Origin of the sequence: Bradyrhizobium acaciae (genome assembly GCF_020889785.1) — a bacterium.
GTDB lineage: Bacteria > Pseudomonadota > Alphaproteobacteria > Rhizobiales > Xanthobacteraceae > Bradyrhizobium > Bradyrhizobium acaciae.
Map to the genome: position 1 here is coordinate 1 of NZ_JACMYK010000157.1, position 16131 is coordinate 16131.

General features: G+C 64.7%; 13 protein-coding genes. 6 read left to right on the forward strand and 7 right to left on the reverse strand.

Annotated features, from left to right (window positions below; genetic code table 11):
* On the reverse strand, positions 1-1034 hold a 1034-nt coding region (locus H8A92_RS34680), incomplete at its 3' end, for a D-alanyl-D-alanine carboxypeptidase family protein (RefSeq protein WP_229199838.1).
* Positions 1035-1458: 424 nt separating this feature from the next.
* Here H8A92_RS34680 and H8A92_RS34685 point away from each other — a divergent pair.
* On the forward strand, positions 1459-1794 hold the full coding sequence (locus H8A92_RS34685; protein ID WP_229199839.1) for a phasin family protein: 336 nt from the start codon (positions 1459-1461) through the stop codon (positions 1792-1794).
* Between the two features lie 72 nt (positions 1795-1866).
* Here H8A92_RS34685 and H8A92_RS34690 read toward each other — a convergent pair whose 3' ends face one another.
* Complete coding sequence (locus tag H8A92_RS34690) at positions 1867-3762, reverse strand: TadE/TadG family type IV pilus assembly protein (protein WP_229199840.1); 1896 nt, start codon at positions 3760-3762, stop codon at positions 1867-1869.
* Positions 3763-4271: 509 nt separating this feature from the next.
* Between H8A92_RS34690 and clpS the strand changes: the two genes are divergently transcribed.
* Together clpS and clpA are read left to right on the forward strand one after the other, a co-directional pair.
* Positions 4272-4604 (forward strand): ATP-dependent Clp protease adapter ClpS, encoded by a 333-nt coding sequence (clpS, locus tag H8A92_RS34695; RefSeq protein ID WP_106318898.1) that lies wholly within the window; start codon positions 4272-4274, stop codon positions 4602-4604.
* 272 nt (positions 4605-4876) lie between these two features.
* The gene (clpA, locus tag H8A92_RS34700; RefSeq protein WP_229199841.1) at positions 4877-7285 is read left to right on the forward strand and encodes an ATP-dependent Clp protease ATP-binding subunit ClpA; all 2409 of its coding nucleotides are present in this window, start codon (positions 4877-4879) and stop codon (positions 7283-7285) included.
* 81 nt (positions 7286-7366) lie between these two features.
* Here the strand turns inward: clpA and H8A92_RS34705 are convergent, their stop codons facing one another.
* The 3 genes from H8A92_RS34705 to H8A92_RS34715 form a co-directional block, all read right to left on the reverse strand.
* Entirely contained in the window at positions 7367-8788 is a 1422-nt protein-coding gene (locus tag H8A92_RS34705) for an MFS transporter (protein ID WP_229199842.1), read from the reverse strand.
* 126 nt (positions 8789-8914) lie between these two features.
* Positions 8915-9268 carry a PilZ domain-containing protein gene (locus H8A92_RS34710; RefSeq protein WP_229199843.1) on the reverse strand — a complete coding sequence of 118 codons (354 nt, stop codon included), beginning with the start codon at positions 9266-9268 and terminating at the stop codon, positions 8915-8917.
* A gap of 151 nt (positions 9269-9419) precedes the next feature.
* A complete protein-coding gene (locus H8A92_RS34715) occupies positions 9420-10376 on the reverse strand; it encodes an AraC-like ligand-binding domain-containing protein (protein WP_229199844.1) in 957 nt (318 codons plus the stop codon).
* A 207-nt stretch (positions 10377-10583) separates the two neighbouring features.
* Here H8A92_RS34715 and H8A92_RS34720 point away from each other — a divergent pair, with 207 nt between their 5' ends.
* Positions 10584-11594 (forward strand): carbon-nitrogen hydrolase family protein, encoded by a 1011-nt coding sequence (locus H8A92_RS34720; protein WP_229199845.1) that lies wholly within the window; start codon positions 10584-10586, stop codon positions 11592-11594.
* A 36-nt stretch (positions 11595-11630) separates the two neighbouring features.
* Positions 11631-12683: a phenylacetaldoxime dehydratase family protein gene (locus H8A92_RS34725; RefSeq protein WP_229199846.1), complete on the forward strand. Its 1053-nt coding sequence runs from the start codon at positions 11631-11633 to the stop codon at positions 12681-12683.
* Positions 12684-12880: 197 nt separating this feature from the next.
* Here the strand turns inward: H8A92_RS34725 and H8A92_RS34730 are convergent, their stop codons facing one another.
* Positions 12881-13732 (reverse strand): LysR family transcriptional regulator, encoded by an 852-nt coding sequence (locus H8A92_RS34730; RefSeq protein WP_229199847.1) that lies wholly within the window; start codon positions 13730-13732, stop codon positions 12881-12883.
* 104 nt (positions 13733-13836) lie between these two features.
* Between H8A92_RS34730 and H8A92_RS34735 the strand changes: the two genes are divergently transcribed.
* A complete protein-coding gene (locus H8A92_RS34735; protein ID WP_229199848.1) occupies positions 13837-14850 on the forward strand; it encodes a bile acid:sodium symporter family protein in 1014 nt (337 codons plus the stop codon).
* 166 nt (positions 14851-15016) lie between these two features.
* Here H8A92_RS34735 and H8A92_RS34740 read toward each other — a convergent pair whose 3' ends face one another.
* The gene (locus H8A92_RS34740) at positions 15017-15946 is read right to left on the reverse strand and encodes a glycine/sarcosine/betaine reductase selenoprotein B family protein (RefSeq protein ID WP_229199849.1); all 930 of its coding nucleotides are present in this window, start codon (positions 15944-15946) and stop codon (positions 15017-15019) included.
* Between the last annotated feature and the right edge of the window lie 185 nt (positions 15947-16131).

A 16131-nucleotide genomic window follows, 5' to 3' on the forward strand; every position in this document is an offset into this window, starting at 1 on the left:
ATCGCGGCAGCCGCGGCGGCGGGCTCCGAGGCCGCGACCGGTGAGGTGTCCGCGTTGCGGGCGTTGTCGGCATCGGCGACCTCGACATTGGCGTCGGCAGGATTGCGCTCGGTGATCGCGGCGACCGTGCGGGTGGTCCCGGCCTTGCCGATGTTTTCGGCCAGCAGGTTGCGCATGATGGCGTCGCGGGAGCCGCCGCTGCGGCCGCCGAGCACCACGCCGACTAGGAAGCGATTGCCGCGGTGCATCGAGGTCACGAGGTTGAAGCCGGAGGCGCGGGTGTAGCCGGTCTTGATGCCGTCGACGCCTTCGACGCTGCCGAGCAGGCGATTGTGGCCGGTGATCGTGTGGCCGCGGAAATTGAACGCCGTCGTCGAGAAGTAGCGATAGTAGCGCGGGAAGCGATCCTGGATGGCGCGGCCGAGCGTCGACTGATCGCGCGCCGTCGTGATCTGCTCGTCGTTGGGCAGGCCGGAGGCGTTGCGATAGGTCGTGCGGCTCATGCCGAGCGCGCGGGCCTTGCGGGTCATCATCCGGGCGAAGTCATCTTCGCTGCCGCCGATCGCCTCGGCGATCACGACCGCGGCGTCATTGGCGGAGCGGGTGACGAGGCCCTTGATGGCGTCTTCGACCCTGATGGTCTGGCCGGGCCGCAGGCCGAGCTTGGTCGGATCCTGTTCGGAGGCATGCTCGGAAACCGGCATCTCGGTGTCGAGCTTCATCTTTCCGGAATCGAGGCGCTCGAACAGCAGATAGAGCGTCATGATCTTGGTGAGCGAGGCGGGGTGCCGCAGGCCGTCGGGGCTGTTGGCTGTCAGCACCGAGCCGGTATTGCCGTCGACGATGATCGACGCGAATTGCGGGCTGTAGCTTTCGCGCGAGGCGGACTCGCTGTGATGGTGGCGGGCGGTGTGGCGCCGGTGGCGGCGCGCCTCGGCGCTATCACTGGTGATCAGGATCGCCGTCGTAACGGTCACGAGCCCAAGAACGCCAACTCGCAGCGCCCGCGAGGAGGCAAAGGTTGTTCGAAGCATCTACTTCCCCGTCCCAATTTCTATCTAGATCACTGGCTCGTGAGGCGAAATTGTGCCCGGCGGCCGTCGATCCTTGCCTGCGCAACTGACCACTTCGGGCAGAACCATCGGCCTTGGTGGCGGCTCAGGTCGCTCTTCTAGCTAAGGTGTTGTTCACAAACAGCTTTCGAAGCCGTCTGTCGGAAGGCGAACAAAGTCCGGGAATCAGGTTAGGCGGCCCGAGTTTCCAAAAGATTAAGCAACCGTTGCGTAGTCCCCCGGGGTTTATGGCAAATGCCCAGGATTCGGGCAAATGTCGTTGTGCGTTGCACAATATTCGTTGACTTTATTGTGCGATGCGATATTCGTATCGGCGTCTGGGGGCCGGGAGCTTCCCGGCAATGGGAATTTGCGCCTTCAAAGTCTGGGAAAAGGAATTCCATCCATGGTCAAGATCGAAGACATTCAGAGCTACGGCAAAGAGCATTTCGAGTCGGTCACTGCGTCTGCGAACAACCTGCAGAGCGGCGTCCAGGCGATCGCCACCGCTTATGGCGACTACGCCAAGAAGTCGTTTGAGGACACCAAGTCGTTCGTCGAGAAGCTGTCGGGCGTGAAGTCGCTGGACAAGGCGCTCGAGGCGCAGACCGAGTATCTGCGCTCGTCCTACGAGACGTTCGTCGCGGAATCGCAGAAGATCGCCGGCCTGTACAGCGACTGCGCCAAGCAGACCTTCAAGCCCTATGAGGGCCTGGTCTCCAAGTTCGCGCCCGCTCAGTAAGCGCCGCTGACCAAGACAAACGAAAAGCCCGGCCGTTTCGGCCGGGCTTTTTTGTTGTGCCTGAGGGGACGATTACTTCGCCAGCCGCAGCTTGCTCAGCGCAGTTCCGATCGTGTTGAACGTCGTCAGGATCTGGGTCGAACTGGTCAGCATGTAGAACTTGTCGGGACTGCTGGCGCAGTTCTTCAGGACGGTCGAGGTCGGATCGGCGGGCGTGCTGGTGTTCACCTGGATGGTGTAGATCGTGTACATCGGATTTCCGCTGGAATCCTTCGCGTTCTGCAGATTCTGGCACTGCAGGGCTTGCCGGGCATCGATCGGATTGCCTGAGGCTTGCGAACTGCCGTCGCCGTAATCGGGCCAGCGGTCCTCGGTGTTCAGACCGTCGGACAGCAGGATGATGACCCGGTTGTAGGTCGTGTTGGAGTCTTCCGCCGGCGTGTTCAGCGGACCGCCCACCAGAAGGGACTGCCACGCCCAGGCGAGGCCGACCGACTGGTCGGTGCCGCCGGTCGGCTGCATCGCATTGACCGCGGTCTTGAGCGCGCTCCAGTTATAGCTCAGCGGGATGATCGGCTCGAGCGGCGTGGAGACGTTGCTGTTGCAGTAGGCGGTGCTGTTTTCATAGTACTCGTTGGCCGGGAACATCGTGGTGACGTCGGATGTATTCGGCAGTACGCCGGTCGCATCGTTCGGCTGGGTGCGGTCGGTGATGCAGCCAGTCCATGTGCTGATGGGATTGGTGGAGGGCTGCTGCCAGTTGTTCACGACGGTTGGCGTCTTGTTGGTCGAAGTCCATTGGTTGTTGGTCCATCCGACGACGGCTGTGACCCGGGGCTGGTTCTTGTTGTCGACCGTGTCGTTGGGGCCCGGCTGTGTCCAGTCGTGGGTGTACAGATTGCCGGAGCATGAGTAGACGCCGTTTTTGGTGCCGCAGCTGCAGCCACTCACAGGATAGCCCGTGTTGTCTGTTGGGCAGGCACACGAACTCGACCCGGTGCAGAACACGCCGGTGCCGACCTGCGTGCTGACCCAGCAGCCATTGTAGAGCGAGTGCGAATTGTAGTCGACGCTCGGGCAAATGTAGCCTGAATAGGTCCCGCTCGAGGGGATGTAGGTCGTGCTGGACGAGTTGCTCGGGCCTTTTGTGCAGGTGAAGCCGCCGTTGCTGTTGGTCCAGGGGCATCTCGCACCCGGTCCCACTGCGTGCCAGTTCATCGGCAGCGTCGCCTGGGTGCTGCCGTTGTTGGGCTGCGCGGTCGGCGGATTCAGCCAGTCGGTCCAGTCGATATAGTTCTGACCGTAGTTGCTGGCGCCGAGGTTGACGACCTTGGCGAACGGGATGACGGAAATGTAGACGTCGCCGTTGTTCTTGCTGAGCGCGCTGAGCTGGTCGATCAGGCCGCCGGTTCCGGCCACCGCGTTTCGCAGGGCGGTAATCTTGCCGTTCTGGCTCATCGATCCCGTGTTATCGAGGGCCAGCGCGACGCGCATCTTGACGTTGCCCCAGGTGGTGGTGGTCGAGGTGCCGAAATTCATTTTCTGGAAATTGCCGCCGGACAGATCGGCAAACTTCATGAAATAGGTGTTGATGTAGCCGGACCCGCTCAGGAGAATGGTCGCAGCTGCGCTCGCTGTCGGGGTCGTATAGGTGGCCGAGATGGCAATGCCCTGGCCGTCCTTGTTGGTGAAGAGGGCGTTGAAATAGCTCTGCGCCTTGCTCGGGATTTGCGCGGCCGTGATGCTGCCCATGGTCAGATCCTTGGACAGCATCAGCGCGGTGGAATCGAGCGCCGACTGCATCGCAGTGCGGGCGTTGTTGGCGCGGGTATAGTCGACCGCTGCGCCCATGAAGGCGAGGATCGGCAGGATTGCGAAGGTGAAGATCACCGCGACATTGCCGCCCGTTGCCCCGGAAAACCGGCGGGCAGCCGTCCGGATGCGGTCGAAAATGGCTGAACCAAGCATGGCACTCTCATGGAAATGGATTGCGCGGCCATCTCCACGCGCGCGGCTAAACAGATGGTGAATCGGGCTAGGGAAACCTGACAGGTGGCCCGATGGAGGATCAAAAGCTGGGCAAAAGCCGTTACTATCCTGAACGCGCTCTAAATTGGATGCCCGGCTCCTTTGTCAAATCAGGCAGAAATGATTAACCTTCCGAGGGTTGCCGTACCGGGAATCGGACCGGTGGGCCGCGGCGGGTCTTAGGTTGCGGCAGGGCCTCGCGAGGCCCATATTCGGGAGGTCGATCCGGCCGCCGGATCGGACCGGGGGCGGCAATCTGGAAAGCATTGCTGGGGGTTCCGCGATCAGTCTTGCGGCAATCGCGACCACCTTCCAATCGCCATCCGGTGTCCCGCCGGCTTCCTTTGGGGAATTCGAACGCCTGAGCCATGTTGCGATCCAAGTTGACAGTCCCGATCTCCGAGCCGGTTTCGTCCATGCCGGCGGTGCCCGCCGCGGCGGCGCCGAAAATGAGCAATGACGACAACCGCAATGGTGCGGGCAGCGGCCCGTCGACCTCGGTCATCACCAAGGTCAAGCCGAAGACCAAGCGGCCGAACCTGTATCGTGTCCTGATCCTGAACGACGACTACACGCCGATGGAGTTCGTCGTTCACGTGCTGGAACGATTCTTCAACAAGGACGCCGAGGCGGCGACCAAGATCATGCTGCACGTTCACCATCACGGGATCGGCGAGTGCGGCGTGTTTACCTATGAGATCGCCGAGACCAAAGTGACGCAAGTCATGGACTTCGCGCGCAAGCATCAGCATCCACTGCAATGTGTGATGGAAAAGAAATAGCGCGCGGGAACGATTGACCTGCCGCGGGGAGCGGAACGGGTCTTGCATCGCGTTTTGTGTGGTGGCGAACGGCGTTCCCGTATGATCACGGGGCGCGGGCAAGCGACGTTGCCAGGCGACGTTCCGATGCCCCGAATTTAGAAGAAAACCATCATCGCGAGACCGGTCTTTCGCCACGATCCGTCGTAACTATATCAATGGCGATCACGAAGGTTGTTATTGCCTGACCCGGTAATGGCGATCATGATGGCAGGGGGCCATAGAGGACGCGAATGCCAACTTTTTCCCAAAGCCTTGAACAATCGCTGCACCGTGCATTGGCGATCGCAAACGAGCGTCATCATCAGTATGCGACGCTCGAACATCTGCTGCTGTCGCTGATCGATGACTCGGATGCGGCGGCGGTGATGCGGGCCTGCAGCGTCGATCTCGACAAGCTCAGAACGAGCCTCGTCAATTATCTCGAGACCGAATTCGAAAACCTGGTGACGGACGGCGCCGACGACGCGAAGCCGACCGCCGGGTTCCAGCGCGTGATCCAGCGCGCGGTGATTCACGTCCAGTCGTCCGGTCGCGAGGAAGTGACCGGCGCCAATGTGCTGATCGCGATCTTCGCCGAGCGCGAGAGCCATGCCGCGTATTTCCTGCAGGAGCAGGACATGACGCGTTACGACGCCGTCAACTACATCAGCCACGGCATCGCCAAGCGGCCCGGCGTCTCCGAGGCGCGGCCGGTGCGCGGCGTCGACGAGGAAACCGAGGCCAAGGGCAACGAGGACGCCAAGAAGAAGGGCGAGGCGCTCGAGACCTATTGCGTCAACCTCAACAAGAAGGCGCGTGACGGCAAGATCGATCCGGTGATCGGCCGCAATGCCGAGATCAACCGTGCGATCCAGGTGCTGTGCCGCCGCCAGAAGAACAATCCGCTGTTCGTCGGTGAAGCCGGCGTCGGCAAGACCGCGATCGCCGAAGGCCTCGCCAAGCGCATCGTCGACAGCGATGTGCCGGAAGTGCTGGCGGCCGCGACCGTGTTCTCGCTCGACATGGGCACGTTGCTCGCGGGCACCCGCTACCGCGGCGATTTCGAGGAGCGGTTGAAGCAGGTCCTGAAGGAGCTGGAGGCGCATCCGAACGCCATCCTGTTCATTGACGAAATCCACACCGTGATCGGCGCCGGCGCCACCTCGGGCGGCGCGATGGATGCATCCAATCTGCTCAAGCCCGCGCTGGCTTCGGGCACGATCCGCTGCATGGGCTCGACCACCTACAAGGAATACCGTCAGCACTTCGAGAAGGACCGCGCGCTGGTGCGGCGCTTCCAGAAGATCGACGTCAACGAGCCGACGGTGGAAGACGCGATCGCGATCCTCAAGGGCCTCAAGCCTTACTTCGAGGATTACCATCGGCTGAAATACACCAATGAGGCGATCGAGGCGGCGGTGCAGCTGTCGTCGCGCTACATCCACGACCGCAAGCTGCCCGACAAGGCAATCGACGTGATCGACGAGTCCGGCGCGGCGCAGATGCTGGTCGCCGAGAGCAAGCGCAAGAAGACGATCGGCATCAAGGAGATCGAGACTACGATCGCGACCATGGCGCGGATCCCGCCGAAGAGCGTGTCGAAGGACGATGCCGAGGTGCTCAAGCATCTCGAGCAGACCCTGAAGCGCACGGTGTTCGGTCAGGACAAGGCGATCGAGTCGCTGGCGGCGTCGATCAAGCTTGCGCGAGCCGGCTTGCGCGAGCCGGAGAAGCCGATCGGCAGCTATCTGTTCTCGGGTCCGACCGGCGTCGGCAAGACCGAGGTGGCGAAGCAACTTGCGGCGTCGCTCGGCGTCGAGCTGTTGCGCTTCGACATGTCCGAATACATGGAGCGGCACACCGTGTCGCGCCTGATCGGCGCGCCTCCCGGCTATGTCGGCTTCGATCAGGGCGGCCTGCTCACCGATGGCGTGGACCAGCATCCGCATTGTGTCGTGCTGCTCGACGAAATCGAGAAGGCGCATCCGGATCTCTACAACGTGCTGCTGCAGATCATGGACCATGGCCGGCTCACCGACCATAACGGCAAGCAGGTCAACTTCCGCAACGTGATCCTGATCATGACCACGAATGCGGGCGCGGCCGACCTTGCGCGGCAGGCCTTCGGCTTCACCCGCTCGAAGCGGGAAGGCGACGACCACGAGGCGATCAACCGGCAGTTCGCGCCGGAATTCCGCAACCGTCTGGATGCGATCGTCTCGTTCGCGCACCTCAATGCCGAGGTGATCGGCATGGTGGTCGAGAAGTTCGTGCTTCAGCTCGAGGCGCAGCTCGCCGACCGCGATGTCACGATCGAGCTGTCGGAGCCCGCCAAGGCCTGGCTGATCGAGCACGGCTATGACGAGCAGATGGGCGCGCGTCCGATGGCGCGCATCATCCAGGAGCACATCAAGAAGCCGCTCGCGGATGAAGTTCTGTTCGGCCACCTCAAGGGCGGCGGACACGTCCGCGTCGTGCTGGTCAAGGACGAGGCGGCCGCCAAGGACAAGATCGGCTTCGAATATGTCGAGGGCCCGGTCACGCCGAAGCCCGAGAACCTGCCGCCGCGCAAGCGCAAGCCGCCGAAGGGTGGACCGAACAATGGCGGCGGAGGCGGCACCAAGGGGCCGGCCTCCAAGGGGCCGATGGTCAAGGTCTGAGGCGCGAGCCAAGCAATCAAATGAAAAGGCCGGCTGAACAGCCGGCCTTTTTGTTTGCGGTGATGCAGGGCCGCTGTTGCCTCACTCGCCCTTCAGCCGCTGGCCCTCATGAACCCGCACCTGGTCGGCGCCGCGGCTGCCGGCCGAGGACAGCCGCAGCGTGCTGAGCACCGCGCCTGCGACGGCAAAGCCGACGCCGACCATCAGCGAGATCCGTGTGCCATCGGCCGGATAGCGCGCCAGCAGCATCGCCACCAGGGCGGCGCCGATGGTCTGTCCGAGCAAACGCGCGGTCCCCAGCATACCGCTGGCGCCGCCGGAACGCTCGCGCGGGGCGGCGGCGATCATGGTGCGGTTGTTCGGGGTTTGGAACAGGCCGAAGCCCACGCCGGCGAGCGCCGTCCGCCAGATCACATCTATCGGCGTCGCATTGGCTGGCATGAAGGCCAGTGTGCCCAACCCCAATGCGAACAGCAGCAGGCCGATGCCGCCGAGCAGGCCGGCCGGGTAACGCTCGACCAGCCAGCCCGCGATCGGCGCGGCGAACGCGACCGCGATCGGCCACGGCGTGATCAACAAGCCGATCTGCACCGCCGAATAGCCGAAATGGTTTTCCAGATAGAACGGCATCGCGACGAAGGCTAGCATCTGGCCGCAGAACGAGGCGATCGAGGTGCCGATCGACAGCGCGAAGATGGGAATCCGCAACAGGTCGACCGGCAGCAGCGGCGAGGGCAGATGCTGCTGCCGCCGGTACAGCAGATGCGAGGCGACCGCGGCGATCGCGAACTCCAATGCGCAGAGATACAGCGCTTCGCCGTGGCCGGCGCTGTCGATCGCGCTGATGCCGAAGCCGAACGCAATCGCGCTCATCGCGGCGCTCTGCCAGTCGAAGGCGTGCACCGCGGGCCTCGTATGGGGCAGGAAGCGCCAGCCCAGCGCCAGCGTGACGATGCCGAGCGGAACGTTGATGGCGAACAGATAGGGCCAGGTGCCGATCGCCAGGATGAACGAGGCGATGGTCGGGCCGACCGCGGCCGAGATCGCGACCACCAGCGCGTTGACGCCGATGCCGCGGCCGAGCTGCGAATGCGGATAGGTGAAGCGGACCAACGCGGAGTTGACGCTGAGGATGCCGGCGGCGCCAAATCCCTGCAGGATGCGTGCGATCGTCAGCAGCGGCAGCGTATGCGACAGCGCGCAGAACAGCGAGGCCAGCGTGAACAGCAACAGCCCCGCCAGATAGACGCGGCGATAGCCGATGATCTCGCCGAGCGAGGCCAGCGGCAGCAGCGAGATCGTGATCGCCAATTGATAGCCGTTGACGATCCAGATCGAGAACGCGGGGCTGGCGTTCAGATCCCGGGCAATGGTCGGCAGCGCAACGTTGGCGATCGAGCCGTCGACGACAGCCATCACCAGCCCGAGCGCGATCGTGAGAATGGCCCAATTGCGCTGCGGCTGCGGCAGCCCGTCGGGATGCTCAATGATCGCGGACGACATGTCGTGAACTGGCTCTCGGTTCCGGCATTGCGGGCTTACCGCATGCTGGATTAGCCGGGCCTTTGCAACCCCCGAAATGTCGGCCCCGGGTGCATCGAAACGGGGCCGGGGAACGCGAAAAGCGGCTCAGCCCTGGCCGAGCAACTCCTTGATGCGCTGCTGCAACTGCCGCTTCTTGATCTCGCTGCGGCGGACCCGCTCGTCGAGATCGCTGACCGGGGTGTCCGAGGTCATGATCCGGAAGGCGAGGCCGACCTTGTTGGCCTGGCGCCAAATCAGGCGCGCGAGGAACGAGCGGCCCTTGCGCGCGATGTTGAGATTCATCTCTTCGGGCAGCCGCGTGGCGTCACCGAATTCAACGCACGCGCCGTGGTCGCTGATGTTGCGGACGACGCAATCCATCGTCGAGCCGCGCTCATTGATCTCCGCAACCGCACCGTAAAACACCTTGTCGCGTGGGCTTTGGCGCCGGTCCTGCATGGGAAATCCTCCTAAATGAACGGCAGGACTGTACCGGTCCGCGTCAGTGAAAAGAAGGGCACCAACGGAACCCGTTGCAGTTAGTGTAAATTGTTTGCATGTCGGAAGGTCCGGATTTCCGGCTATTTTGCGCCGCAACGGGCCTCGTGAGCTAGTTCGGCAGCCGGCTTTGCCGCCAATCGCGCGGCGACAGGCCGTAGTGGTCGCGAAACACGCGGCCGAAATGCGAAAGGTCGTTAAAGCCCCAGGCGAACGCGATCTCGCCGATGTGGCGATGCGCGTGCGCCGGCGAGGCGAGGTCGCGCTTGCAGCGCTCCAGCCGCTGCGCCAGCACGAAGCGCTGGAACGAAGTGTCCTCGTCGGCCAGCAGGCTGTTGACGTAGCGCGGCGAGATGCCGAGCGCGGCGGCGGTCTCGGTGAGGCCGAGCTCGGGGTTCGGCAGATGCGCGAGCACGTGCGCCTTCAGCCGATACAGCAGCGCGGAGCGGTGGGTCGAGGCAGACAGCGCGGCGCCGCCGAGCCGCTCGCTCATCGCCATCGCGAGCAGGTCGGCGGCTTGATCGGCGAGGCGGATCGCATTGTCGGAATCGAGCCTGTCGGCGATCTCGGAGAGCCCCGAGATGAACTGAAAGGCCAGCCGCTGTACCGGGCGATCCGATGCGAACGTGGTCGCGGTGAGGCCCTGGGTGCCGGCAAAGCGCCGGTGCAGCATCTCGCGCGGCACCTGGAAGATCGTCTGCGTGAAGTCGTCGTCGAAGCGTAGCTCATAAGGCCGGGTGGTGTCGTAGAACGCGAACTCGCCGGGCTGGATCACGGTCTCGCGGCCGTCTTGCACCACGCCGCCGGTGCCGCTCCGGCCGAGCGCGAACAGCACAAAATCCTCGCTGGTGCGCGCGATCCGCGACGGCGTGCGCAGCACCCGCTGCCGGCCCGACGACACCGTCGAACACTTCACTGCCCCCAGTTGCGCGCTGGTGATCGCGCCGTGGAACGCGGTGCCGAGATCGGACTTGCAGTCGAGCTGCACGAACACGTCGCAGACGATGTCCCGCCAGAGCGCGAGGCGCCGATGCGTTGGCGCGTCTTCCGTGGTGAACAGGGCCGGCATGATTTCCTCCCTTCACGAGTGCAACGCTGGCCACGCAAACAAAGCAAGCTTCGTACCGGTGACGGCCGGGGGAATCTCCTCCGCAGTCGAATTTTCCTTCCGTCCTAGTCGAACGGCGTTTCCGGTCCCAAGGCAGCATGATGTCAGAAGCGGCTGCGGCCGATCAAGACCGAACCGGCCGGAGGGGCCGGTCACGAGGAGGACATCATGGGCATCGAACATCCGAAATATCGCGTTGCGGTGGTGCAGGCGGCCCCGGCCTGGCTCGACCTCGACGCCTCCATCGCCAAGAGCATTTCCCTGATCGAGGAGGCCGCCGCCAAAGGGGCCAAACTGATCGCATTCCCCGAGGCCTTCATCCCCGGTTATCCCTGGTATATCTGGCTGGATTCCCCGGCCTGGGCGATCGGGCGCGGCTTCGTGCAGCGTTATTTCGATAATTCCCTGTCCTACGATAGTCCGCAGGCCGAGAAGCTGCGGCTCGCGGTGAAGAAGGCCGGCATGACTGCGGTGCTCGGCCTGTCCGAACGCGAGGGCGGCAGCCTCTATCTGGCGCAATGGCTGATCGGGCCCGACGGCGAGACCATCGCCAAGCGGCGCAAGCTGCGGCCGACCCATGCCGAGCGCACCGTGTATGGCGAGGGCGACGGCAGCGACCTCGCGGTGCATGACCGCCCCGGCATCGGCCGGCTCGGCGCACTCTGCTGCTGGGAGCATCTGCAGCCGCTGTCGAAATACGCGATGTATGCCCAGAACGAGCAGGTGCATGTCGCGGCCTGGCCGAGCTTCTCCCTGTACGACCCGTTCGCGCCGGCGCTCGGCTGGGAGGTCAACAACGCGGCCTCGCGGGTCTATGCAGTCGAGGGCTCGTGCTTCGTGCTGGCGCCCTGCGCCACGGTCTCGCAGGCGATGATCGACGAGATGTGTGACCGCGACGACAAGCACGCGCTGCTGCATGTCGGCGGCGGACACGCCGCGATCTACGGGCCCGACGGCAGCTCGATCGCCGAGAAGCTGCCGCCCGATCAGGAAGGCCTGCTGCTCGCCGATATCGATCTCGGCGCGATCGGGATCGCCAAGAACGCCGCCGACCCGGCCGGGCATTACTCGCGGCCCGACGTCACGCGGCTGCTGCTGAACAAGAAGCCCTCCAAGCGCGTCGAGCATTTCGCGCTGCCGCTCGACAGTCTCGAGGAGATCGACGCGGCCGCGAGCTGAACGCACCAGGACGACATCCAACCGGAGGCGACTGCCATGGAATCCGCAATTCCATCCCATCTGCAAACGGCGCGCTCGCGTCATCGCCGCGTGCCCGACGACTACGCGCCGCCTTATCCCTCGTTCGTCGCGCGCCACAAGCCCGCGGTCGCAAGCGTGATCATGGCCTATTTCGGCGTGCAGTTTCGCGGCGAGCCGACCGCCGCGGCCGCCGAGGCGCTGGCACAAATCGCCAAGCGCTTCGCCGGTGAGAGCGGTCCGATCCATTGGGACCGCGCGCAATATGTCGACCAGGCCGGCTTCACCAATGTCGTCTCGGTTGCCTATTGGGACTTTGCCGGGCGCTTCGACGCCTGGTTCGAGGGCGCGCGCGAGGCCTGGACCGGCGGCAATGCCGGTGATGCCGTCGGCCGCTTCATCGAGGTGCTGCGACCGCATGTTGCGCGCTACGAGACGCTGTTCTCGTCGCTCGGCCGCCCCGAGGGCGTCGCGGTGCTTGCTGACGGCATGAGCGGCGAGGTGCAGGAGCACGCCTATTGGGGCGGCATGCGCGACCGCATCCCGCTGTCGCAGACCGACGCGATGACGCCGGGCGGCGAGCCGCGGGTGATCCGCGACGGCGCACGGATTCGCGTCGTTGCGCATGGCAATCTCTGCCTGATCCGCTCCGGCCAGGACTGGAGCGACACCGAGGCCTCCGAGCGCAAGATGTATCTCGACGATGTCGAGCCGGTGCTGCGCGAGGGCATGGATTTCCTGCGCGACGACGGCGTGCCGATCGGCTGCTACGCCAACCGCTACATGCGCGTCGTCGACGCGGATGGACGATTAACGGAAAAATCCTACGGCCAGAGCTGGTGGAAGAGCCTCGCGGCATTGGAGCGCTGGGCGGAATCGCATCCGACCCATGTCAGGATCTTCGGTGCGGCGATGAAGTATCTGTCGACCTTAGGACCAGCTGCGAAACTCAGGCTGTATCACGAGGTCACGGTGGCGGCGGCCGACGAGCAGTTCTTCGAGTATCTCGGCTGCCACGAGCAGACCGGCATGCTCAACGCGGTGCAGGTCGCAGGAGCATCAGCCGCTTGACGCGGGCCTCCTGGGTGCGAGCAGGAGCCGCATCGAGGCTGCGTTCCCTCCCCCTGCAAGCGGGGGAGGGCCGTCGCGCATGGCGCTGGCGAGCTTCTGTAACCAAGTGTTCACGCGCACTGCCAAAATATCGAAAACAACCCCATGCAAAGTAGCCGGCGGCTGCCGGAGTTCGACACTGCACCTTGATTGTACTTCTACGGCCGCAGCCGGCCGCCATGCGTCGTGATCGCCTGGGCCAGCTCGACCGCCGGGCCGCGTTTGGTGCGGCGGGCGGTGCGGACCACGAACTCGACGCTGCCGAGCGGCGGCAATCCTGACGCCGGCATCGGTTCCAGTCCGTCCGGGATCAGGCTATGCGCCTGCGGGGTGATGCCGAGACCAGCGAGTGCTGCTGCGCGCAGCCCGCTCAAGCTGCCGCTGGAGCAGACGATGCGCCAGGGCCGCCCGAACCGCTCCATCGCCTCCAGCACCACGCTGCGGCTGACGCTCGGCGGCGCGTAGAGGATCAGGGGCAGGGGCCCGTCGGGATCGAGCCGCATCCCCGGCGCGGCGGTCCACACCAGGCGGTCCTGCCACACCAGCTGTCCCAGTGCGTCGCCGGGGCGGCGCTTGCCGAGCACGAGGTCGAGCTCGCCGGCGTCGAGCTGCTGGTACAGCACGGCGCTGAGGCCGACCGTCAGTTCGAGATCGACCTGCGGGTGGCGGCGGACGAAGTCGCGCAGCAGATCCGGCAGGCGGGAGCTGGCAAAATCTTCCGCCGCCCCGAACCGGACCTTTCCGCGCATTTGCGACCCCGCGAAGTAGTCGCGGGCGCGTGCATTGGCGTCGAGGATCGGACGCGCAAAACCCGTCATCGCCTCGCCGTCGGCCGTGAGCACCACCGAATGGGTGTCGCGCACGAACAGGCGGCGCCCGGCGGCGGCCTCGAGCTTGCGGATGTGCTGGCTCACCGTCGACTGCTTCAGGCCAAGGCGGCGGCCGGCCTCGGTGAAGTTCTGCGTCTGCACCACGGTGAGGAAGGTTTCGAGCTGGGCCGGGTCGAGCATGGCACGGATCCGTCATTACATAACGTAATGACAATAACACCGGTAAGCGCGGTTCACAATCGGCATAGCGAGGAGCACTTTCCGATCAAGGAAAGGAAGCCACCATGACCCTCGGCCGCCTGCGCTCGTTCGTGTCCGTCGACCCCTATATCGCCGCCATCGTCGGCATGGTCGGCCTCGCCACGCTGCTGCCGCTCCGCGGGCAAGGCACCGTGCTCGGCGGCTACGCCACAGAGGTGGCGATCGCGCTGCTGTTCTTCCTCCACGGTGCTCGCCTCTCGACGACGGAGGCGCTGGTCGGCGCCCGGCACTGGCGGCTGCACCTCGTGATCTTCCTGTCGACCTTTGCCCTGTTCCCGCTGCTCGGGCTCGCGGCCCGCGCGCTGGCGCCGCATCTCTTGACGCCGGCGCTGTGGGCGGGCGTGATCCTGATCTGCATCCTGCCGTCGACGGTGCAGTCGTCGGTCGCCTTCACCTCGATCGCGCGCGGCAATGTGTCGGCGGCGCTGTGCTCGGCGACCGCCTCCAACCTGCTCGGCATCGTCGCGACGCCGCTGCTGGCGGGCGTGCTGCTCTCCAGCCATGGCGGTTTCTCGGGCAACGCCGCGCTCGACATCGTCGTGCAGCTGCTGCTGCCGTTCGTGGCGGGGCAATTGTCGCGGCCGCTGATCGGCCGGTGGGTCGCCAGGCATCATGCGATGCTCGGGCTGGTCGATCGCGGCTCGATCCTCTTGATCGTCTACACCGCGTTCAGCGACGGCGTCAGCCACGGCATCTGGCATCAGGTCAACGCGACGCAGATGGCCATCGTGCTCGGCCTGGATGCGCTGCTGCTGGCGATCGTGCTGCTCATCACCAACTTCGGCAGTAAGCTGCTCGGCTTCTCCCGCGCCGACCGCATCGCCATCATGTTCTGCGGATCGAAGAAGAGTCTGGCGAGCGGATTGCCGATGGCGAGCGTGCTGCTCGCCGGGCAATCGGTCGGCCTGATCGTGCTGCCGCTGATGCTGTTTCACCAGATCCAGCTGATGACATGTGCGGCGCTGGCGCGACATTATGCGGGTGGTGAGGAAGGGGCATCACATGATGCTGTCCCTGTGCTGGTTGAAGCGCACTGAGCCAGTCATTTGCCTCCGCTGTCGTCCTCCGGCTTGACCGGGGGACCCAGTACGCCGCGGCCTCTCCGTGATTGACTGCTGTCTCAGGAATACTGGATCGCCCGGTCGAGCCGGGCGATGACACTGTCAGTTTGGCGGGCGAGTGTGATCGACACTCAGCCTGACATCACGCCACGCGCAGACCCTTCGCGATTTCCTTCTGCGCATCGAACTCGCGGCGCAGGCGTGCCAACTCCTCGGCGCTCAGTGCGTCGGCATTGCTGTAGTCGCGCTTCCAGGATGCATCCTCGCTCCAGCGCAGCGGTGACTGCACGGTGGTCTGCGGACCGGGCGCGGTCTCCAGCACGCGCAGCGCGAGCTCCAGCGTGAAGGCCTGCGAGGCTTCGTCATGCGGCCTGCCGGCGGAGTTGCCGAGCGGGAAATCGGAGAACAGGAAGCGCGGCACCGCGGCGTGCTCGACAATGTCCTTGGCACAGCCCATCACGACGGTCGGGATGCCGTTGGCCTCGAGATGGCGCGCGACGAGGCTGACGGTCTGGTGGCAGACCGGGCAGTTCGGCACCAGCACCGCGGCGTCGACCTTGTCGTCGCGGCAGCGCTTGAGGATCTCCGGCGCATCGGTCTCGATGGTGACGCGGTGGCTGCGGTTGGTCGGGGCGCCGAAGAAGCGCGGCGCGACTTCACCGATCGTGCCGGCCGCGGCGAGGCGCTTGAGTTGCGCCAGCGGGAACCAGGTGCCGCTATCGGTCGCCGTGGTGTGGATGCGGTCATAGGCGATGTGCGAAATTCTTAAGTCGTGCTGCTGCGATGTATCGCCGTCATAGACCGAATAGAATTTTGCCCCGCCATTGTATTTCGCGCCGGGGCCCTGGTCGCCCCGGGCGGGATCGAACGGCGCCGCCGTCGTGATGATGGCGATGCGGGACTGGTTCAGCGGCTTCGTCAGCGGCTGGAACGGGGCGGAAGTGTAATGGGCCCAGCGGTAGGGGGTGGTGTAGCCGATCGCCGCGTAATAATCGCGGGTCCGCTTCATGTAGCCGATCGGGGCGTCGTCGTCGGGCGCGAAGCCTGTTTGATCGTCCGAAGCTGCGGCCATTTTGCGCTCCCTTTTGCGCGCCATCATTTCAGTCCATAGCTAGACCACGAGCTTGCGGTGTCAAGCCGCGCAGCGCGGGAACAGATTTGCGATGCGAACAGGTCTTTGTGCCGCATTGGTCCTGCTTTTGACGCTGGTGCCGCCGATCGGCGCCGGCGCGGACGACGCGCCTGCCGCGGCGCCGG